Genomic DNA, 20,654 nt, shown 5'->3' on the forward strand with positions numbered 1-20,654 from the left:
ACCGATGTATGACGATTCTACGACTGAAGTCAGCCTTGGCTCAACCTAAGGTAATCGCCGATACGTCGCCGTTATGCCGCCCGCTGTTTTACCCATATGCAGCGCGCGCGATCCCACTATTTGTGTGTTTTTAGAGTTTGGGTCGCGCGGGACGCCATCGTGCGGCGCTGGCGGGGCCGACGTGGCGCCGGGGGGCGATTATGGCGCGCGTTCGCTGCTTGCGCTGCTCATGTCGACGCGCGGGCGTGCGTGGGCCCTGGCGCGTCGCGGACCGGACTCGGCGAACTGCCAGGCGAGGAGGCCGGGCACGTAAAACAGCAGATCGCGGACACGCCGCGTACCCGCGAGCGCGAGACAGGTCGGCGCATCGAAACCCATCAGCCCGCCGATCAGCACGAAGCCGCCCTCCTGAACGCCCAGGCCGCCCGGCACCAGGAACGCGACACTGCTCACGATCTGGATCAGCGCTTCGATCACGAAGGCCTGCGCGAAGGTCGGATTCGCGCCGAGGACGTACAGCGCAATCCAGATTTCGAGTGCGTAACCGAGGCACTGCAGCGTCTGCCAGATCAGCAGATAACGCACGATGACGCCGGTCTGCCGCCAGATGAGCTTGACCGACTGGTCGATCCGCGCCGATTTGCCGACGAGCTCATAAACCTTGCCGCTCGTGACGTGATTGAGCGTGCGTGCGGCGCGCTCGAATGGCCTGGCGTGCTGAACGAGCGCGAACAGCAGCAGGACGGGCGCGAGCGCCGCAACGCCCCACGCGATCTGTCCGGCCACGCGCGCCGTATCCGACGATGCCTGTTCGAGCAGAAAGCCGACCGCCACGAGCGCGAACACGAACTGGCTGATGAGCGAGAGCTGCATGTCGACGACGAGGCTCGCCGCCGCCGTTGCGGGCCGTACGCCGAGGCGGCCGAGCAGCCGGAAGGAAACCAGTTCGCCGCCGATGCGCGCAACCGGCAGGAGCGAGTTGATCGATTCGCGGATCCACACGAGCCGCAGCATCGTCAGGAAGGTGGGGCGCTGCGCCGGACGGATCAGCGTGCGCCAGTCCCACGCGTTGGCGAGCATCGGCAGGATGTGTGCCGCCGCGGCGAGCAGGAGGCCCGCGCCCGCGCCTTGCAGAAGGCGAAAGATCGTTTCGGGATGGTCGCGCCAGACGAGCCAGGCGGCGATTGCAAGGCCAAGCAGGGCCGCCAGGCGTCCAAGGTGTTTCATGAGTGGAGTTCCGCCACGCGTGTGGTGTTCATTCGTCGGTCAGTCTTCGCTTGATCGTCGCTCAGTCGTCGTGCAGCGGCGAGAGCAGGCCGTCGCCGTCCACGCTGAAACTGAAGCCGCGCCAGACCACGCGCGAAGACCAGAAGCTGGCGGCAAAAATCATGAACTGCACGATATCCCACATCGGCAGCAGCCACAATCCGCGGCAGCGTTCGCCGATTGCGCGGTCCGTCTGCCATTTGAGCGCGGCGCGCGCGAGCAGCGCGGCCAGTGCGAGCGCAGCGGCGGCCGGCGCGCCGCCCGAGGCCAGTACGGCGACGAGCGCGAGCGCGAACGGATGCATCAGCGTCGAGCTCAGATGGCCGGAGCGGTCGGCGGCCCGGATCGTGCGGCTCCAGCGCAGTTCGTGCGTGAAGAGCTTCGCAAAGGTGGTTTCCACGCACGCGTGCTGCACCGTGAACGGCGGAATGGCCACGCTCGCGCCTGTGCGCCGCACGGCTTCGCCAAGGGCGTGATCTTCGGCGAGATGATGCGCGAACTGCACGAGCCCGCCAATGCGCTCGAGCGTCGCGCGCGTCATTGCAATGGTCTGGCCGAAGCAGGGCCGGGCGAGCCCGATGGCGAGACCGGTCACGACGCCCGGCAGGAACTGATAATTCGTCAATGCCGCCGCGGCGCGCGGCCAGAAGCCCGGCGCGCACAGCCCGCGATAGACGCAGGTGACGAGCCCGACGCCCGGCTGCTCCAGCGCGCCGACGACATGACGCAGATAGTCGCGCTCGACGGTGACGTCGCTGTCCGCGAAACACAGCACGTCGTGTTCGGCGCGTTCGAGCATGTTGACGAGATTGGCGATCTTTCGATTCGGGCCGTAGAGCCGCGAATCCGCCACGACCGTAATGTGCGCCTGCGGGTAGCGCGCGCGCAGCGCCTCGACGGTTTGCAGCGCGGCATCGCCCGCGTCGTGAACGCCGAACAGATACTGCACGGGACCGGCGTAGTCCTGCTCGAAAAAGGTGGTGAGGTTGCCGATGAGATTCCACTCGTCGCCATGCAGCGGCTTCACGAAGGTGACGCTGGGGCACTGGGTCGGCTCATGGCAGGGCTGCGCGAAGAAGCGGCGCACCATCACGCTCGCGACGCAGCAGTAGGCGATACCGAGCGCCGCCGCCGCCGCGCAGACGAATGCGAGCAGCTTGAGTAGCGGCTGTGCCAATTGCTGGAGTGAGAGCGGTGACACAGCCCAAAGCGCGAGTGCGGCGACGGGTGCGATCAACAAGGCCACGCGCGCAGCGCCTGCCTGTCCCTTGCGTTTTCTCGCGCGTGTGACGTCCATCATGCGTCGCGCCGGCAGAGGGTACGGCGTTGCGCAAAACTGGCCCGGACAGCGAAACCGGCGCTGCCGTGGAACGAAACCTGCTGATGCAACCATTTCATGTGAGGAATGCCCCCGTGACGCGTGTCGCGAACCGGCCGGGAGTATAGGGGTCAGCATTGACGCTGATATGACGCTTAGGGGTCTAACGTGACCGGATTCGCACAGGCGCACCAGTATAGCGCCGGATCGCTCGTCTGCCGATTGAATCGGACACGAACGAACAAGCGGACGCGCCGCGAACCGTGCTCGAAGAGCACCGCGGTGCGTTGCTGCGAACCCGCGAGGCGGGCCTGCCGGCTGGCGATTGCGTTGCGAGACGCTCGATGCGCGAGCCTGCGAAGACGATGCGGGCGCAACCGATAACCGCAACCACGCTGACGCGTTTGAACGTGCATGAACGCGCATGAACGTGCAACGCGAAGGCGATAAACAACTCTGCGCGGCACGGTTCGATAGTCGACGGCTTCACATTGAGATCCGCTTCAATGCGCCGCACCAGGATAAACGCCTGGTCCGTCTTTCGAGGCGCCTGCGGATGACCTTCAAGATGATTGCCGTGCAACTTCGCAAGTATGAGGTCGCGCGCAAACCGTGGGGCGATCATAACGATCGAACATGAAGAAAACCTTAAGCTGATGCGCGCCCGTGTATGAATGCGATCAGGGCAGCAAGCGTCGGAAGCCAACGTCAATAGCGGGCGCCATATTCGTATTCCTCATTAAATGAGCGCGTTCATGCAATTCCGATTCCGCCGCGTGCCACATCGGCAATCGGCAATCGGATTGAGGTTGCCTGATATGGGTTGTCCGTCCACACCGGTCGGCGCGCCGCGTTCGAAGCGAAAACGCGTATCGTGATGCGCGTGTCGCTCGTGCCGTGCCGGACATCGGCGCGCCGGCCGCAAACAGGCCATAATCGCGCTTCCGGCCGTGCGGCCACCCGTCGCAGTAGCGCGGTGAGGCAGCGTGCTTGCGCATGCGCGGCGGTCGGCACGCTTTCTCACGAATTCACCCATGTCACCGCATCCGAAAACCTCTCGTCCGCTCGTCGTCGCGTCCGTCATGGCCGCTAGCGCCATGGTTGCGATCGAAGCCACCATCGTTTCCACCGCGATGCCGCAGATCGTCACGCAACTCGGCGGCCTGCGCCTTTATAGCTGGGTGTTCTCGTCGTTCCTGCTCGCGCAGACCGCCATGACGGTGGTGTTCGGCAAGCTCGCCGATCTTTACGGGCGCAAACCCGTCGTGCTCGCGGGTATCGCGATCTTCCTGCTCGGCTCGGTGCTCGCCGGTTACGCCGGGTCGATGACCGCGATGATCGTTTTCCGTCTGATTCAGGGCATAGGCGCGGGCGCGATCCAGCCGATTACGGTCACCATCGTCGGCGATCTCTTTCCGGTCCACGAGCGCGGCAAGGTACAGGGCTGGATCGCGAGCGTGTGGGCGATCTCGGCCGTGCTCGGCCCGATTGCGGGCGGATTCATCATTCACGCGTTCTCGTGGTCGTGGATCTTCTGGATGAACGTGCCGATCGGCATTGTGTCCGCGGCGGGATTCATCGCGTTTCTGCACGAGCACGAGCGCCATACGCGGCCATCCATCGATCTTGCGGGGGCTGCGCTCTTTACCGTGGCAATCGGCGCACTGATGATGGCGCTCACCGATGCGGGCGCCGCCGACAATTCGCGCGCGGTGTTCGAATTCGCGCTTTTTCTCGTGTGCGGGGCGCTTTTCGTGTGGCAGGAGCGGCGCGCCGCGGAGCCCATGATCTCGTTTGCGCTGTGGACACACCGGCCCATCGCCGCGGCCAACGCCGCGACGCTCTTCTGCGGGATGGTGCTGATGGGGCTCACGACCTTCCTGCCGATGTACGTCCAGGGCGTGCTTGAACGCTCGCCCGTGGTGGCGGGGCTGGCGTTGACCATGATGATGGTCGGCTGGCCGGCGGGTGCGACGCTCGCCGCGCGCACGTTCCACCGTGTCGGGCTGCGCCGCGTGCTGGTCGGCGGGAGCTTCTTCATGCCGCTCGGCGCCATCGCGTTCGTGTTGCTCAATCCGCACAGCTCGCCGGTCGTGGCGGCGGTCGGCTCGCTCGTGATGGGGCTGGGCATGGGCACGTCGAGCGTGTGCTCGCTCGTGCTGATCCAGGAGATCGTCAGTCCTTCGGAGCGCGGCAGCGCCACGGCGTCGAACCTCTTCTCGCGCAATCTGGGCAGCACGCTGGGCGCGACGTTGTTCGGCGCGGTGCTCAATTTCGGGCTGCGCCATACGCCGTATCTTCCGGCCGGTGGCGCCGATGCGCTGCGCCACGTGCTCGACGCGCCGGGCGGGCACGTGGCGGGCGATCTGTCGATCCGGCTCGCGCTGCATCAATCGCTGCACCTGACGTTTCTCGCGCTGATGGCGATTGCGCTGGCCGTGGTCGTGTCCTTGCTGTTCGTGCCGCCGTTCAAGCTGAGCGCGCGGCATCAGGTGTCCGCGAGCGAAGCGATCTAGCTGCACGCATCGCACGACACAACTCACACGCATAAAAGAAAATCGCCCTTGCGGTTTTAACCGCAAGGGCGTTTCGCATGTTTCGATGAAGCGAGGGCCGCTTGCGCGGTCCCCGCTACGAACGATGCTTACTTCGCAGCCGCTTCGAGCGCGGCGTTGAACGTCTTGCTCGGACGCATCACAGCGGTGAGCTTCGCGAAGTCCGGCTGGTAGTAGCCGCCGATATCGACCGGCTTGCCCTGCACGGCCGCAAATTCCGCGACGATGGCCGCTTCGTTGTCGGCCAGCGCCTTCGCGAGCGGTGCGAAGTGAGCGGCCAGTGCCGGCTCGTCCTTCTGCGCGGCCAGCTCTTGCGCCCAGTACATCGCCAGGTAGAACTGGCTGCCGCGGTTGTCCAGCTCGCCGGTCTTCGGCGACGGACCCTTGCTGTTGTCGAGCAGCTTGCCGGTGGCGGCGTCGAGCGTCTTCGCGAGCAGCTTCGCCTTCGCGTTGTTCGTCTTGATGCCGAGGTCTTCCAGCGACACGGCCAGCGCGAGGAATTCGCCGAGCGAATCCCAGCGCAGGTGGTCTTCCTGAACCAGTTGCTGGACATGCTTCGGCGCCGAACCGCCCGCGCCCGTTTCGTACATGCCGCCGCCCGCCATCAGCGGAACGATCGACAGCATCTTCGCGCTCGTGCCGAGTTCCATGATCGGGAACAGGTCGGTCAGGTAGTCGCGCAGGATGTTGCCGGTGGCCGAGATCGTGTCGAGACCGCGGATCACGCGCTCGAGCGTGTAACGCATCGCGCGGACCTGCGACATGATCTGGATGTCGAGGCCGGTCAGGTCGTAATCCTTCAGGTACGTTTCGACCTTCTTGATCAGTTCGTTTTCGTGCGGACGATACGGGTCGAGCCAGAACACGACCGGCGTGCCCGAGTTCTTCGCGCGCGCGACGGCGAGCTTGACCCAGTCGCGGATCGGCGCGTCCTTCACGAGGCACGTGCGCCAGATGTCGCCCTGCTCGACTTCCTGCGTGAGCGCTTCGAGGACTTCGCCCGTGGCGTTGTCGACGACGCGCGCCGTGCCGTCTTGCGTGATTTCGAAGGTCTTGTCGTGCGAACCGTACTCTTCGGCCTTCTGCGCCATCAGGCCGACGTTCGGCACCGTGCCCATCGTGCGCGGGTCGAATGCGCCGTTGGTCTTGCAGAAGTTGATGATTTCCTGGTAGATGCGCGCGAACGTGCTTTCGGGAATCAGGCACTTCGTGTCGGCCGGACGGCCGTCGGCGCCCCACATCTTGCCGCCGGCGCGGATCATCGCGGGCATCGAGGCGTCGACGATCACGTCGTTCGGCGCGTGCAGGTTCGAGATGCCCTTGGCCGAGTCGACCATCGCGAGCGACGGACGGTGCTCGTGGCACGCGTGCAGATCGCGGATCACTTCTTCGCGCTTCGATTCCGGCAGCGTTTCGATCTTCGTGTACAGATCGACCATGCCGTTATTGACGTTCACGCCGAGCTCTTCGAAGAGCTTGGCGTGCTTCGCGAACGCGTCCTTGTAGAACACCTTGACCGCGTGGCCGAACACGATGGGGTGCGAAACCTTCATCATGGTCGCCTTCACGTGCAGCGAGAGCATGACGCCGGTCTTGCGCGCGTCTTCCATCTGCTCTTCGTAGAACGCCACCAGGGCCTTCTTGCTCATGAACATGCTGTCGATGATTTCGCCGTCGAGCAGCGAGAGCTTCGGCTTCAGCACGATCGTCTCGCCGCTCTTCGTGACGAGTTCCATGCGGACTTCACGCGCCTTGTCGAGCGTGATCGACTTTTCGCCGTGATAGAAGTCGCCGTGCTTCATGTGCGCGACGTGAGTGCGCGAAGCCATGCTCCACTCGCCCATGCTGTGCGGGTGCTTGCGCGCGTAGTTCTTGACGGCGGCCGGCGCGCGGCGGTCCGAATTGCCTTCGCGCAGCACCGGGTTCACGGCGCTGCCGAGGCACTTCGAGTAGCGCTTCTGGATCGCCTTCTCTTCGTCGTTCTTCGGATCTTCCGGATAGTCGGGGATCTTGTAGCCCTTGCCCTGCAGCTCCTTGATCGCGGCGATGAGCTGCGGCACCGATGCGCTGATGTTCGGCAGCTTGATGATGTTCGTGTCCGGCAGCTGCGTCAGACGGCCGAGCGCGGCCAGATTGTCCGGCACGCGCTGTTCTTCCGTCAGGAATTCGGGAAACTCTCCGAGAATACGGGTCGCCACCGAGATATCGCTGGTCTCGACGTTCACGCCGGCCGGCGCAGCGAAGGTGCGGATGATGGGCAGAAACGCGCTGGTGGCGAGCAGCGGCGCTTCATCAGTCAGGGTGTAAATGATCGTGGGTTGCTGAGTACTCATCGGCTTCTTGGCGGGGTCCAAAAACGGGTTGGGAACACCACCGGCTGCGCACAGTCGGCGTAAACAAGAGGATTTTGCCTGATTTTGGGGCTCGGCGGGGCCGAGCCGCCGGAAAATTTCACATGGTGGGATGCGATATCGCAGTTTTTTAACAATTTCGACCCGAAATAGGGGGACGAAGGCGCGCGCGTTGCCTGTCGGAGCTGGGAGCAGACGAGTGTAGGTGAGCGCGTGCACGCTGCCGCGAATTCACGATCGGGGGATCGATCGTTTCGATATCGAACGAGCGTGCTTTTGCGGATCGGCGGGGCGCGAGGTTGTCAAGCCGGATCGATCCGGGTGCGGCGCGGCAGAGACCTCGCCGGAACGAATGCACCGAATCAATCGCACGTCGCACGTCGCTCGGCCTCGCGGCGAAAACATATTGAAAAGCCGGCTTAATCTTTTCTTCAGGCGTCGGCAGTAGAGTAGGAAAGGCACCGGAGCCCGGGCTCGGGCACTCGAAGGGACAGCACAGCCGCGGCCGCTTATTGCCGCGACAAGCTGTGCGCACGCATACCCACACTACAACCTGAACGTGCGCGCGTTCATCGCGAACGGGCGGGCCTGCACGGCAAACAAACACCGGTCACAGGTAATCGCCGCCATGGCGTGAGTCGTTGCGGCGATCGTTGGTTCACAAGCAATGCGCAACGAAAGGGTGGGTGAACATGTCCACCAGGTCATCGGCATTCTTGAGTCGCATCAGCACACGGCTGATCGCCCCGGCAGCGTTGAGCGTCGTCAGCATCGCGGCGCACGCTGGTTTCGATCATGTATGGGCGTACGACCAGAGCGGCATCTGGAACCGGAACGTCCAGCTCGCCATCGAGTATTCGGCCGTTGCCGTCACGGCGGGCGGCGCACTCTGGCTCGGCAACGACACCGAACTCGGTCACACGTTCTGGCAAACGGTGGATTCCGTGGCGATATCGGCAGTTGCCGCGCAGGGCATGAAGTACGCGTTTCGCCGTGAGCGTCCCAATAGCGGACGGGGGCCGGGCGCGTGGTTCGTGAAGGGCGGCGACAGCTTCCCGAGCGGAGAAGTCACGCTGCAGGCGAGCTTCGTCACGCCGTTCATCGTCAACTACGGGCGGCGCTACCCCTGGGTCTGGGCCCTCGAACTGCTGCCCGCCTATGACGCGGTGGCGCGCATGAAGGCGCAGGCGCACTGGCAAACCGACGTCCTCGCCGGTTGGGCGCTGGGCACGGCGGTGGGTTACGTGTCCACTACGTTCAACACACCCTTGTTCGTCCAGATCCTTCCGCACGGCCTGACCGTTGGATTTTCGAAGCGGTTCTGAGCGGCGTGCGGGATTTATCGGCCGGATTTTGTGCGCCCTGCCGGAAACCAGCGCGGCAGCATGGTGGTCAGGACGTCGTCTTTAAGGACGATATGGTGGAAAAGCGCCGCGAGCGCGTGCAGTCCGGCCAGCCACATGATCAGGTCGCCGAGCCACCCGTGGACCGATGCGAAGGTTGCGCCCGCACCATGTGATGCTGCGAATAGCGGAGAAATTTCGATTCCGGCGACGAGCGTCAGAGGATGCCCCTGGAGCCACGCGCCGGTAATGGCGGTCAGCGGAAGTGCAAGGAGCAGCAGATAGAGCAGCCACTGGACGACGGTTGCCAGCACACCCATCCAGCGTGGACCGTCCGGAGCCGCGGGGCGCGTATCGAAAGCCCGCCACAGCAAACGGATGACGGCAAGCGCGAACACGCACAGTCCTAACGTCTCGTGAAGCCGCCGGTCGAACTCGTGCACGGACGAGTACACGCGCTGTTCGGGGCCGCCGGGCCCGTAAATGAAGGCCACGAGGACAAGGATTGCAGTACACCAGTGGAAGAATTGCGCAATCGCACCGTAGCGCGTGCCGGAGCCTTTCACCATGATGCTGCCTCCTTTCCGGTCAGCCGCGCGTCAAAAGGGCATCTGCGTGAGTGCAGACCTCGCGGCGCGCAATCGGGTCACCATATTAGACCTCGATTTCTCGATGCGCCATGTCGTAGTTGGACCTCGAGCGCTTTTGATCGGGCCGGAGGGCGACGCGTCCACGCGGACGCGCGCGGCGGCAGTAACGGTGGTCCCTCGGCGCCGGCCCTGGTGCGGTGGACGTGGAATCGGCAACCGGCTGTTTGTTGTGTTTATCGTGTGGATGGGTTTGCTATCGTCGCTGGCGGATCGGGCCGTTCGATGGCGCACAACGAACAGGTCACCGCGAATGGGTCACGACGAATGGGTCACCACGGCGTCATCCGCTGCAGCACACGGTCGCGAAGGACGAACCGATGCAGCAGGGCCGCGCCGACATGCAGGCAGATCAACGTGAACAGTGCCCACGCCAGCGTGCCATGCACGTCGCCCATCGCATGACCGAACGACGAACCGGCGGACGAGAGCGCGGGAAGCGGGATAGCGCCAAGCAGGCTCACGCTCCAGGTGCGCGACGAAGCATTGATCCAGCCAAGCAGCGGGATGACGACCAGCAGCGCGTAAAGAGCGAAATGCGTGAGCCCGGACACTGCGCGCAAGGCGTGCGAGGACGCTTCTTCAGGCGGCCGATGCGTCGCGCGCCAGACAACGCGGCACGCCATCGCGGCCAGCAACGCGGTGCCGACAATCAGATGCCAGGCGATCAGTCCGACCGGTTGTGTGTCGCGATGCACGTCCGGCATCGTCCAGCCGATGACGAACTGCGCGCTGACCAGTGCAACGACGAGCCAGTGTAAAAAACGTGAGACGGCGTCGTATCGTGAAGTGGCTTGCATGGCGGTCCCGGTAGAAGGAGGTGCTTGATTGTCGGCTTCGACTGAAGGCTCCGATCCTACACAGAGACACTTAAGTTTTAATTAAGGAGGCAGTTTCTCGCGGTGCGCGTATTCGCCGTTGTGAATCGGGGCACTTTGCGCATCGTCAAGGTTGTCCGCCGCCGCGGGGAATTCGACGATCACCGCAAGGCCCCGGCCATCGAGGCCCGTTTCGAATTGCACGGTTCCGTTGAAGTACTGCGCGATGCGTTCGACGATCGACAGTCCGAGTCCGCTGCCAGGCGATTGCACAGCGTCGCCGCGATAGAAGCGTCCGGTAAGCCGTGCGCGCTCGGCATCGCTCACCCCGGGTCCATCGTCACGAACGGCAAGACATTGCATCGCGTCGCGCGTGAACAGCGATATCTCGATGTGCCCTTCGGGCGTGCCGTATTTGACGGCATTGTCGAGCAGGTTGTCGAGCAGGATGGCGATGAGCACCGGGTCGGCGTGAATGGCCCGCGCGCCCTCGCGCTTGACCGCAATCGCGATCGACTTCTCGCGCGCGTTCGCAGCGTGACGGGCGACGGCCTCGTCCATCAGTTCGCCCGTCATCACGGCGCTGGCTGGAATGCGCTCGTACTCGTCGAGCCGGGCGAGCAGGAGCAACTGCTCGGCGAGGCGGGCGCTGCGGTCGACGCCCTGAACGACGCGCTGCATGGCGAGCTGCTGAATCGACGGATCGTTCGCGGCCAGTGCGACCTGTGCCTGGATCTTGATGGCCGCGAGCGGGGTCTTCAATTCGTGCGCGGCGTCGGATGTGAATGCGCGCTCGCGCACGATCGATTGCCTTAGTTGCGACAGCAAGCGATTGATGGCGTCGACGAGGGTCCGCACCTCGGCCGGTACGGCGGCGATGCCGATGGGTTCGAGCGAATCGGCGTCGCGAGCGCGGATCGTGGTGGACAGCGTCTTGAGCGGCGTGAGGCTGCGACCGATCGCATACCAGAGCAGCGCTGCAAGCACAGGCAGGGCGGCGAGTACCGGCCAGACGATTTGCCAGGCCGTGCCGACCGCGAAGTCGCTGCCCGTGTTGGATGCCACCATCACCCGCACCGTCCGGCCGGTGGCATCGTCGTGCAGCGCGTAGAGGCGCCACGCGGTGCCGTCGATGTCCGCGGTCCAGGGCTGCGGCCGCACGCCGGTCCACGCGTCCTGCGTGGCGTCGTCCTGCGGGATGTTGGATGCGAGCGTGCTGCCGGTTGCGTCGAGCACCTCGAAGAGCACGCGTCGTGGCAGCACGTCGCTATCGGATTCGGCAATTCCCTGGTCGTCCGGTTTCGCGAGCTCGATCTGCACATTGAGGGGAATATCCGCGAACCGGTGCAGATCCGCGCGATCGAAGCGGATGATGAGCGAGGCGTATTCGACAAGCCGCGCATCCTCCCATTGCTGCACCTCGTTCGAGGCATGCCGGAAGCTGCCGAATACCGCCACGATCCAGACGATGCAGACGCAGGACAGCACCGTCAACGAAAGGCGATGGCGTATCGAGCGCGACATCATGGTTTTTCGATAACGTAACCAATGCCGCGAACGGTGCGGATCAACTCCGTGCCAAGCTTCTTTCGCAGGTTCGAAACGTGCACTTCGATCGCATTGCTCTCGACGCCTTCCTGCCAGCCGTAAAGCTGCTCTTCAAGACGCGTGCGCGATTGCGGCATGCCCTGATGCGTGAGGAGCTGAACCAGGATGGACCACTCTTTGGACGTGAGCGAGATGCGGCTCTCGTTGCGCGTGACGGTATGGGTGGTCAGATCGACTTTAAAGTCGCGCCAGACGAGCGGCTCGCCGCTGCGGCCTTGCGAACGCCGCACGAGCGCGCGGCAGCGTGCGAGCATTTCGGAAAGCTCGAAGGGCTTGGCGAGGTAGTCGTCCGCGCCGGCGTCGAGGCCCCGGACGCGGTCTGCGACCGTGCCGCGCGCGGTCAGAACGAGCACAGGGAGGGTGTCGCCCGCTTCACGCAGCGAGCGAAGGAGATCGTTCCCCGACCGGCCCGGCAAGCCAAGATCCAGCACGAGCAGCGCGTAGCGCGTCGTGGCGAGCGCGATGGCGGCGTCGCGCCCGTCGCGTAACCACTCGACGTCGTACCCGGCCTGGCGCAAGCTGATTTCCACACCGCTGCCAATCAGGTCGTCGTCTTCAACGAGGAGAATTTTCATGGACAAGTGACATCGCGTTGCTTCGGGGGCGCCCCGGAAATATTCATGCCGGTAATGGCGGTTTTGCGTTGTTTGTGATTGTATGCGAGTGGTCAGCGTGCAGGTACGCGCATTTGAGCCGTGCGTTTTTGTGCCGCGATCCGGTCGCTTCGTTTATTTTCGTCAAGCACACCGGATCGGATTCGCCAGCGCTCGTTCCGGTCATTATGCGGCCACGGCGAAGAGCGTTGGCGTCGAGCCGAAGATGCCATGAACAGGGGACAACGAATGGGGGAGCAGACGTCATGGCGGCAGTCGTCGTGTGTCGAGCGCACGCTGGAAGTGTTTCTGGCGTTCTTGCGGCTCGGGTTGACGAGCTTTGGCGGCCCGATTGCCCACATCGGCTACTTTCGACGTGAATTCGTCGAACGGCGTCGCTGGATGGACGAGGAGGCGTTCACCGATCTCGTCGCGCTCTGCCAGTTTTTGCCCGGGCCGGCCAGCAGTCAGACAGGCTTTGCGATCGGTTTGCTCCGGGCCGGATGGGCCGGCGGCCTTGCCGCCTGGTGCGGATTCACGCTGCCGTCGATGCTTCTGATGATCGCCTTCGCGATCGCGGCGCCGAACGTTGCGGGGCCAACGGGTGTTGCACTCGTCCATGGATTGAAGCTCGTCGCGGTCGCCGTCGTGGCGCAGGCCGTCTGGGACATGGGGCGCCGTTTGTGCGCCGACCGTCGCCGCGTCGCGATTGCACTGATCGCCCTTGTGTTGCTCAGCCTGCTCACCAGTGTGTATGCGCAGCTCGCCGTCATTGCGGCGGGCGCCGTGCTTGGCCTTGCGCTCTGCCGCACGCAGGCGAACGACGTCACGCCCGCGGCTTCCTACGGCATTCCCGTGTTTGCTGTGACCCGCCACGCAGCCATTGCAGCGTTGACGCTGTTTGTTGCGCTATTGCTGGGTTTGCCATTGCTGCACGAAAGCGGTGGCGCGCAGTACGTCCGCCTGTTCGAGGCGTTTTACCGGTCGGGCGCGTTCGTTTTCGGGGGCGGTCATGTCGTTCTGCCGTTGCTCCAGCAACAAACGGTCGCAACCGGCTGGGTATCGTCGAACGATTTTCTTGCCGGATATGGCGCGGCGCAGGCGGTCCCCGGCCCGCTCTTCACCTTCGCGGCCTTTCTTGGCTGGATCATGGCCACGCCGCCGAATCACTGGAGCGGAGCGCTACTGGCCACCGCGGGCATTTTCCTGCCTGGCCTGCTGCTCGTCATTGCCGCCGTGCCGTGCTGGCAGACCTTGCGCGCCCGACCGTCCGCCGCCGCGGCGCTCGCAGGCGTCAACGCGGCCGTTGTCGGCTTGCTCGCTCACGCGCTGTATGTGCCTGTCTGGGTCAGTGCCGTCTGGTCGCCGGTCGACTTCGCGATTGCGGCGAGCGCATTTTTCCTTCTGGTCCGCTGGCGCCTGCCGCCGCTGATCGTCGTTGTGCTTTGTATCGCGGCGGCCATTGGCACGGCGTTTGTCACAACGGCTTTTGCGCCGTGAGGTACGCAATGCGCTGGGCGTTGAATTGCCGGCCGCTTTCGACTAGTGGCCGCAACCGTGCTTCCATGAACTGCCGCTCTTCGGCCGTAAATCGCGTGTCGAATATCGACTCGAAGGAAGGCGCCAACGGATGCGGCGACGTGCGCAGATACGTCTGCCACGACGGCGCATCGTCGGTGGCGACATTGATGTGCAGTTCCAGGTGGATGTCCGTGAATCCGGTATCGATGGCGTAACGAACCAGATCGCGCTCGCCGTAATTCGTGATGGGCAGCGCCCGGACCTTTTCCTGCGTATCGGGAAACTGCGCGGCGCGACAGCGAAGCAGCAGGGCAAGAAACGGGTCGTCTGCGTTTTGCCCGCGCGTTTCCACTATCGTCTTCAATGCGCAGACTTCGAGCGCGTCGTCGCGCAAGATCGGTTCCGCAATCGAGAAGCGGCCGCCCGGTTTAAGAATCCGGAATAGTTCGCGCATTGCTGCCGGTTTATCGGCGACATATGCGAGCACGGCGCGCATCGTCACGGCGTCGACGGATTCGTCGGCGATGCCGTCGAGCCTGTCTGCCGAACCTTGAATGAATTCGCACTGGCCACGAACACCGAGCGTATCTGCCAGCTCGCTCGTGTGTTGCAGCAACGGCGCGGAGACATCGGTCATGATCACCTGCAAGGCGTCGCCCGCACGCTCGATTGCGCGAAATGCGACGAGACCATCGCCGGTTCCGATGTCGGCCAGCTTCATCCGCGGACTCAGGCGGACGAAGTCCAGCACACGATCGGCGTACTTCGTCGTCTCGGTGCGTATATGCCGCTCGTAAGACGCATCGCCACCATGACGATGGTGGAGCAGCCACTCGGACCAGATGTCGGTTGTCGTATCGTTCACGTTCGGCGGTGTCAGGTCGATCAGGATGCGCGCGGGCGCGGTGCGCGATCTTATAGCGAAATCCTGATGGAAACCTTAAGGCCGCTGCCGCAATGCGCGTCGCCTGAAGCCGGTCGCCCCAACCCCGCAATGTTTGTTGTCGTTTGTCAAAGCGAAGTCGTTGCAAACGCCTGTTGGCGTTACGCGGGCGGATGCGAGAGCCAATTCGGCCGTCGTACTGAAAAGCGCAGTTGGCGAATCTAATGCAACTAACTGTCAAGCCCGGCGTTTCCCGCCGAGTGACACACGCCGTGAACCTGTGAGTCGATCTGTCCGTACGCGCATTCCCGATGCGGCTCGGCAACGCGGCCGGCGCGCGTCTGACGACTGTCCCGACTGTCTCGACTGTCCCTATCCAGCAGCGGCCGTCTCGCGGCGCTGTGCGTGCTGCACCCGTGGAAAGCGCAGCCAGAAGGTTGTGCGGACACCGGGCTGGCTGTCGACGCCACAACGCCCGCCGTGACTGTCCATGATCGATTTGACGATGGCGAGCCCCAGCCCCGTGCCCGAAGCGGAGTTATGGCGGGACGGATCGACCCGGTAGAAGCGCTCGAAGATCCGTTCGAGATGCGCGGCGTGGATGCCCGCTCCCGAGTCCGTTACGGAGATTGTCGCGGCTTCGTTGTCCTCGCGGCAATCGACGAGCACCGTCGAGCCGTGCGGCGCGTGGGCGAGTGCGTTCGACAGCAGGTTGCTCAGTGCGCGCTGGAACAGCAGCAGGTCGGCATCGAGTTCGGCTTGCCCGCGAACTTCGATGGTGACGCCAGCGTCTTCGGCCACCGACTCGTAAAAGCCCGCGACGCGCTGTGCCTGCGCGGCCGCATCGATGGTCTTGATTGCGCCCAGCGCGCTCGCGTCTTCCGCTCTTGCAAGAAACAGCATGTCGTCGACCATCCTCGACAGACGCTGGTATTCGTCGATGCTCGACTCGATCACCTCCCGGTACTCATCGGACGTGCGCGGTGCGGACAGCGCCACCTGGGCGGCGGCTTGCAGGTTCGTCAGCGGCGTGCGCATGTCGTGCGCAAGATTCGAGGAGAACTGGCTCAGACGCGTGAAGGACTCGTGCAGTCGCTGTTGCATGCCGTTAAAAGCATGTTCGAGTTCCTTGAGTTCGCCCGATGTATCGAGTTCGGGCAACGGCTGTGCGAGGCGGCTTGAGGACAGTGCCTCGGCACGCGCGACGAGGCGGCGAAGCGGGCTGAGCCCCACCATGGCAATGCCGTAGGCGAGGCCCGCCGTGAGCACCACGCCGAGGACCTCGATCAACACGATTGTCCACGCATGGGCGCGTAACAATGCGGCATCGCTCGCGCCGTCGTACTGGATAACCACACGCACGAAGTTATCCGTTCCGAGGCGGGTGACGGCAACGAGATAGCGGATTCCGGACTGTCGCGGCGCGAGCGCGGTCGGCTGGCCGGCCTTCGACGACCGTGCCTCGGGATATAACGGAAATCCGCTCGTGCTGAGTAACCGGTTGCCCGCCATATCGAAGATCGCCATCTCCATGGTTTCGTGACCATGCAACTGATCGATCCACACCTCGGCATGGCGTGCCACCTCGTCCGTCGACTGCGCATCGGAAAGATGCGCCTTGAGCGCGGCCATCGTGCTTTCCATCTGTTCCGATGCGGTCGCATCGATCCGGCTTCGCAACGCTTCATAGAGCGCAATTCCGCTTAGCGCGAGCACGACGGAAGTCGGGATGACGATGAGAACCGTCAGCCTCGCGCGCAGCGTCTTCGGGAGAAATCGCGAGAGCATCAGGCAGCGCCGGCCCGCTGTTCGAGCACGTAACCCATGCCGCGCACGGTGTGGATCAGCTTGGGCTCGTAGGCATCGTCCACTTTCGAGCGCAGGCGCCGGATCGCGGAATCGACGACATTGGTGTCGCTGCTGAAATTCATGTCCCACACCTGGGAAGCGATCGTGGCCCGGGGCAGGATCTCGCCCTCGCGCCGCATGAGCAGCCACAGCAAGGCGAATTCCTTCGCGGTCAGGAGAATGGTGTCGCCCTGACGCGTCGCCTTGCGGCGGGTCAGGTCGAGTTCGAGATCCGACACACGCAGCGTGTTCGTATCGCGCGGGTGGCCGCGGCGCAGGATCGACTTCACCCGCGCGGTCAACTCGGCGAAATCGAATGGCTTCGCGAGGTAGTCGTCCGCACCGAGTTCCAGTCCCTTCACGCGGTCGCCGACATCGTCCCGCGCGGTCAGAAAAAGCACCGGCGTGGATCTGCTGCGCCGGAGATTGCGCAGCAGCGTCCAGCCGTCCTGCCCGGGAAGCATCACATCGAGGATCAGCAGATCGTAGTGTTCCGTCTCGGCCTGGTGCTGTCCCGAGATGCCGTCCTCGACCCAGTCGACGATATAGCCCGCCTCGGTCAATCCCTTCCGGAGATAGGAGCCGGTTTTTTGCTCGTCTTCCACCAGCAGTATTCGCATTACTGATTACCTTGAAATCGATCTCGCCTGCATCGCATCTAGCGCGGCGTTTCTTCACGTATGCCCCGAAGGCCCCGCGCCACGCGGGCGCCGAATGCGCCACGCAGCGAAACGGAGTGGCACACGCGGTACAGCACGGGGAGCACCAGCAATGTGAGCGCCGTGGACGAGAGGATGCCACCAATCACGACTGTTGCGAGCGGGCGTTGCACTTCGGAACCGGTTCCCGTCGCGAACGCCATCGGCAGGAAGCCGAGTGACGCGACCAGCGCCGTCATCAGCACGGGTCGCAGGCGGGTCAGTGCGCCCTCGCGAACCGCAGCATCGAGGCTGATCCCTTCCTCGCGCAGGTTGCGGATGAACGAAATCATCACCAGACCATTGAGCACCGCGACTCCGGAAAGGGCGATGAACCCGACTGCTGCGGTAATGGACAGCGGAATGCCGCGCATCCACAACGACACAATGCCGCCGCTCAATGCGAACGGAATACCCGTGAACACAAGCAGGCCGTCCTTCACATTGTTGAACATGACGAAAAGGAGGACGAACACCATGAAGAGTGCGAGCGGCACGACCACTTTCAGGCGTTCGCTTGCGCTTTGCAGTTGTTCGAACTGGCCGCCCCACGATACCCAGTATCCAGCCGGAATCTGCACGTCGCGTGCAATCTGTTCGCGGGCAGCGGCGACGAACGACCCGACATCGCGGTCCCGGGCGTTCGCGCTGACCACCACGCGGCGTTTGCCGTCTTCACGGCTGATCTGGTTCGGACCGGGCCTCACCTGAACCGTTGCGAGCTCGGCCAGCGGTACATAGGGCGCCTGCACCAGCGGGCCGCTCGTGCCCGCGGGCGCGGTGACCGGCAATGCGATCGGAATACGCCTGATCGCCTCGACGTCCGAGCGCAGTTCCTCCGGCAACCGCACGACGATGTCGAATCGCCGGTCGCCCTGGAAGAGCGTTCCCGCCTTCTGTCCGCCCACGGCGGCGGCGACCGTGTCCTGGACGTCCGTGACCGCCACGCCGTATCTGGCCAGCTTCTCCCGGTCGAGTTCGATCGTCAGTACGGGCAGGCCGGTTGTCTGCTCGACCTTCACTTCCGAGGCGCCCGGCACCTTTTGCAGCGCCGCGGCAATCTTCTCGCCGGTGTTGTTGAGCACGTCCATGTCGTCGCCGAAGATCTTCACGGCGACGTCGCTACGAACGCCCGAGATCAGTTCGTTGAAGCGCAACTGGATGGGCTGCGAGAACTCGTAGGCGTTGCCTGGGATCGACTCGAGCACGGCCTCGATTTCCGTGATCAGTTGCTCGCGCGGCTTCTTCGGATCCGGCCACGTATCCGTGGGTTTAAGCATGACGTACGCGTCGGAGAGATTCGGCGGCATCGGGTCGGCTGCGATCTCGGCCGTGCCCGTTCGCGCGAACACGCGCTCGATCTCGGGGACGCGCGCCTTGAGCGTGCGCTCGATCGTTTTCTGCATCTCCACGGACTGCGAGAGGCTCGTGCCCGGAATGCGCAGCGCCGCGACCGCCAGATCCCCTTCGTTGAGGCTCGGAATGAACTCGCTGCCGAGTCTCGTTGCGAGCGCAAGCGTCAAGCCGACGATCAGCGCCGCGCCAGCCAGTACCCGCTTAGGCCGGGCCAGGCCGCGCGCGAGGATGGGCTCGTAGGCGCGTCGCGCCCAGCTCATCAGGCGGTTTTCCTTCTCCTCCACGCGATTGCCGATAAACAGCGCGACCGCAGCCGGAATGAACGTGACCGTCAGGACCATGGCGGAGACCAGCGCCATGACGACCGTGACCGCCATCGGGTGGAACATCTTTCCTTCCACGCCGGTCAGCGCGAAGATCGGCAGATACACGACCATGATGATCAACTGACCGAAGATCAGCGCGCGGCGCGCCTCCCGCGATGCGCCGAAAACTTCGGCAAAACGCTCTTCACGGGTCAAGGGCCGCCCGGCCAGTGTCTGCGCATGCGCGAGCCGTCGTACACAGTTCTCGACGATCACCACCGCGCCATCGACGATGATCCCGAAATCGAGCGCGCCAAGACTCATGAGGTTGGCGCTGACTTTCGCGTTCACCATCCCGGTAAACGTCATGAGCATCGAGAGCGGAATCACGAGCGCCGTGATCAACGCCGCGCGCATGTTGCCGAGGAAGAGGAACAGGATGACGATGACCAGCACCGCGCCTTCGAGCAGGTTCTTCTTGACGGTGTCGACCGCCTTTTCGACCAGCACGGTACGGTCGTACACCGGCACGGCCTTCACGCCCGGCGGCAGCGAACGGTTCACGTCCTCCATCTTGAGCGCCACCGCTTTCGAGACCGTGCGGCTGTTTTCGCCCATCAGCATGAAGACGGTGCCGAGCACCACTTCCTCGCCGTTGGATGTCGCCGCGCCCGTGCGCAATTCCTTGCCGATATCGACCTGAGCGATATCCTTCACGCGCACCGGAACGCCGCCCACGTTCGTCAGGACGATGTTGGCGATATCGTCGACCGATCCCACCTGACCCGGCACGCGCACCAGGTACTGCTCGCCGCGCTTTTCGATGTAGCCCGCGCCCACGTTGTCGTTGTTCCGTTCGATTGCGCGCACAACCTCCGCGAGCGTCAGGCCGTACGACATGAGCCGGGTCGGATTGGGTGCGATACGGAATTCCTTCACGTAACCGCCGATGGAATTGACTTCGGTGACGCCGGGCACCTTGCGCAACTGCGGCTTGATCACCCAGTCCTGCAACTCGCGCAGGTCCGCGGACGTGTATGGCGTCCCGTCGGCTTTACGCGCCGACGTATCGGCTTCGACGGTCCAGAGGTAGATCTCGCCGAGGCCGGTCGAGGTCGGTCCCATCGCGGGAGCGATGCCGTCGGGCAGTTTCTCCTTCGCCTCCTGAATCCGCTCGTTCACGAGCTGGCGGGCGAAGTAGATGTCCGTGCCCTCCTTGAAGATCACCGTGACCTGGGACAGACCATACCGGGAGATGGAGCGGGTTTCGTCGAGATCGGGAAGGCCGGCCATGGCCGTCTCGATCGGGTACGTGATGCGCTGTTCCGCTTCGAGCGGCGAATAGCCGGGCGCGGACGTATTGATCTGCACCTGGACATTCGTGATGTCCGGCACAGCGTCGATGGGCAGCTTCTGGTAGCTGAACACACCCAGCGCCGCGATTGCCGCGACGGCGAGCATGACGAGCCAGCGATGGGCAATCGCGAAGCGGATCAGTCGTTCAAACATGGAACGTTCCTATGAACTGTGTCGAAGCGGCCAGT

General features: G+C 63.9%; 15 protein-coding genes. 4 read left to right on the forward strand and 11 right to left on the reverse strand.

Going from position 1 to position 20,654, the window contains the following annotated elements; translation table 11 throughout:
* Positions 1-198: 198 nt before the first annotated feature.
* Positions 199-1,227 (reverse strand): lysylphosphatidylglycerol synthase domain-containing protein, encoded by a 1,029-nt coding sequence (locus Q0L30_RS01090; RefSeq protein ID WP_296650039.1) that lies wholly within the window; start codon positions 1,225-1,227, stop codon positions 199-201.
* A gap of 61 nt (positions 1,228-1,288) precedes the next feature.
* A complete protein-coding gene (gene hpnI, locus Q0L30_RS01095) occupies positions 1,289-2,563 on the reverse strand; it encodes a bacteriohopanetetrol glucosamine biosynthesis glycosyltransferase HpnI (protein WP_296650151.1) in 1,275 nt (424 codons plus the stop codon).
* A 445-nt stretch (positions 2,564-3,008) separates the two neighbouring features.
* Here hpnI and Q0L30_RS01100 point away from each other — a divergent pair, with 445 nt between their 5' ends.
* Positions 3,009-3,224 carry a hypothetical protein gene (locus Q0L30_RS01100; protein WP_296650041.1) on the forward strand — a complete coding sequence of 72 codons (216 nt, stop codon included), beginning with the start codon at positions 3,009-3,011 and terminating at the stop codon, positions 3,222-3,224.
* A gap of 394 nt (positions 3,225-3,618) precedes the next feature.
* The gene (locus Q0L30_RS01105) at positions 3,619-5,100 is read left to right on the forward strand and encodes an MDR family MFS transporter (RefSeq protein WP_296650043.1); all 1,482 of its coding nucleotides are present in this window, start codon (positions 3,619-3,621) and stop codon (positions 5,098-5,100) included.
* A 128-nt stretch (positions 5,101-5,228) separates the two neighbouring features.
* On the opposite strand, the gene Q0L30_RS01110 is transcribed toward Q0L30_RS01105, so the two are convergent.
* Positions 5,229-7,472 carry an NADP-dependent isocitrate dehydrogenase gene (locus tag Q0L30_RS01110; protein ID WP_296650045.1) on the reverse strand — a complete coding sequence of 748 codons (2,244 nt, stop codon included), beginning with the start codon at positions 7,470-7,472 and terminating at the stop codon, positions 5,229-5,231.
* A 710-nt stretch (positions 7,473-8,182) separates the two neighbouring features.
* Here Q0L30_RS01110 and Q0L30_RS01115 point away from each other — a divergent pair.
* Positions 8,183-8,815, forward strand: a complete 633-nt coding sequence (locus tag Q0L30_RS01115) for a phosphatase PAP2 family protein (RefSeq protein WP_296650047.1) — start codon at positions 8,183-8,185, stop codon at positions 8,813-8,815.
* A gap of 14 nt (positions 8,816-8,829) precedes the next feature.
* Here Q0L30_RS01115 and Q0L30_RS01120 read toward each other — a convergent pair whose 3' ends face one another.
* The 4 genes from Q0L30_RS01120 to Q0L30_RS01135 form a co-directional block, all read right to left on the reverse strand.
* A complete protein-coding gene (locus tag Q0L30_RS01120) occupies positions 8,830-9,402 on the reverse strand; it encodes a cytochrome b/b6 domain-containing protein (protein ID WP_296650049.1) in 573 nt (190 codons plus the stop codon).
* Between the two features lie 350 nt (positions 9,403-9,752).
* The gene (locus tag Q0L30_RS01125; RefSeq protein WP_296650051.1) at positions 9,753-10,280 is read right to left on the reverse strand and encodes a cytochrome b; all 528 of its coding nucleotides are present in this window, start codon (positions 10,278-10,280) and stop codon (positions 9,753-9,755) included.
* Positions 10,281-10,361: 81 nt separating this feature from the next.
* Positions 10,362-11,825, reverse strand: coding sequence for an ATP-binding protein (locus Q0L30_RS01130; protein WP_296650053.1), 1,464 nt, complete (start codon positions 11,823-11,825; stop codon positions 10,362-10,364).
* Entirely contained in the window at positions 11,822-12,481 is a 660-nt protein-coding gene (locus tag Q0L30_RS01135; protein ID WP_296650055.1) for a response regulator, read from the reverse strand. The genes Q0L30_RS01130 and Q0L30_RS01135 overlap by 4 nt, the downstream gene beginning before the upstream one ends.
* A 267-nt stretch (positions 12,482-12,748) precedes the next feature.
* Between Q0L30_RS01135 and chrA the strand changes: the two genes are divergently transcribed.
* Positions 12,749-13,999, forward strand: a complete 1,251-nt coding sequence (gene chrA, locus Q0L30_RS01140) for a chromate efflux transporter (protein WP_296650154.1) — start codon at positions 12,749-12,751, stop codon at positions 13,997-13,999.
* Here the strand turns inward: chrA and Q0L30_RS01145 are convergent.
* The 4 genes from Q0L30_RS01145 to Q0L30_RS01160 form a co-directional block, all read right to left on the reverse strand.
* The gene (locus tag Q0L30_RS01145) at positions 13,977-14,885 is read right to left on the reverse strand and encodes a class I SAM-dependent methyltransferase (RefSeq protein WP_296650057.1); all 909 of its coding nucleotides are present in this window, start codon (positions 14,883-14,885) and stop codon (positions 13,977-13,979) included. The genes chrA and Q0L30_RS01145 overlap by 23 nt on opposite strands.
* 390 nt (positions 14,886-15,275) lie before the next feature.
* Entirely contained in the window at positions 15,276-16,691 is a 1,416-nt protein-coding gene (locus Q0L30_RS01150; RefSeq protein WP_296650059.1) for a heavy metal sensor histidine kinase, read from the reverse strand.
* A complete protein-coding gene (gene irlR / locus Q0L30_RS01155; RefSeq protein ID WP_296650061.1) occupies positions 16,691-17,371 on the reverse strand; it encodes a heavy metal response regulator transcription factor IrlR in 681 nt (226 codons plus the stop codon). Before irlR ends, Q0L30_RS01150 begins: the two co-directional genes overlap by 1 nt.
* Before the next feature lie 38 nt (positions 17,372-17,409).
* The gene (locus tag Q0L30_RS01160; protein ID WP_296650063.1) at positions 17,410-20,619 is read right to left on the reverse strand and encodes a CusA/CzcA family heavy metal efflux RND transporter; all 3,210 of its coding nucleotides are present in this window, start codon (positions 20,617-20,619) and stop codon (positions 17,410-17,412) included.
* Positions 20,620-20,654 lie beyond the last annotated feature (35 nt).

It is taken from the genome of Paraburkholderia sp., assembly GCF_024281035.1.
In the GTDB taxonomy this organism is placed as follows: domain Bacteria; phylum Pseudomonadota; class Gammaproteobacteria; order Burkholderiales; family Burkholderiaceae; genus Paraburkholderia.

Bases quoted from the DNA above. Each gene is read 5' to 3' on its own strand.
- Q0L30_RS01090 (WP_296650039.1), bottom strand. From the start codon at position 1,227: ATGAAACACCTTGGACGCCTGGCGGCCCTGCTTGGCCTTGCAATCGCC.
- hpnI (WP_296650151.1), bottom strand. From the start codon at position 2,563: ATGGACGTCACACGCGCGAGAAAACGCAAGGGACAGGCAGGCGCTGCG.
- Q0L30_RS01100 (WP_296650041.1), top strand. From the start codon at position 3,009: ATGAACGTGCAACGCGAAGGCGATAAACAACTCTGCGCGGCACGGTTC.
- Q0L30_RS01105 (WP_296650043.1), top strand. From the start codon at position 3,619: ATGTCACCGCATCCGAAAACCTCTCGTCCGCTCGTCGTCGCGTCCGTC.
- Q0L30_RS01110 (WP_296650045.1), bottom strand. From the start codon at position 7,472: ATGAGTACTCAGCAACCCACGATCATTTACACCCTGACTGATGAAGCG.
- Q0L30_RS01115 (WP_296650047.1), top strand. From the start codon at position 8,183: ATGTCCACCAGGTCATCGGCATTCTTGAGTCGCATCAGCACACGGCTG.
- Q0L30_RS01120 (WP_296650049.1), bottom strand. From the start codon at position 9,402: ATGGTGAAAGGCTCCGGCACGCGCTACGGTGCGATTGCGCAATTCTTC.
- Q0L30_RS01125 (WP_296650051.1), bottom strand. From the start codon at position 10,280: ATGCAAGCCACTTCACGATACGACGCCGTCTCACGTTTTTTACACTGG.
- Q0L30_RS01130 (WP_296650053.1), bottom strand. From the start codon at position 11,825: ATGATGTCGCGCTCGATACGCCATCGCCTTTCGTTGACGGTGCTGTCC.
- Q0L30_RS01135 (WP_296650055.1), bottom strand. From the start codon at position 12,481: ATGAAAATTCTCCTCGTTGAAGACGACGACCTGATTGGCAGCGGTGTG.
- chrA (WP_296650154.1), top strand. From the start codon at position 12,749: ATGGGGGAGCAGACGTCATGGCGGCAGTCGTCGTGTGTCGAGCGCACG.
- Q0L30_RS01150 (WP_296650059.1), bottom strand. From the start codon at position 16,691: ATGCTCTCGCGATTTCTCCCGAAGACGCTGCGCGCGAGGCTGACGGTT.
- irlR (WP_296650061.1), bottom strand. From the start codon at position 17,371: ATGCGAATACTGCTGGTGGAAGACGAGCAAAAAACCGGCTCCTATCTC.
- Q0L30_RS01160 (WP_296650063.1), bottom strand. From the start codon at position 20,619: ATGTTTGAACGACTGATCCGCTTCGCGATTGCCCATCGCTGGCTCGTC.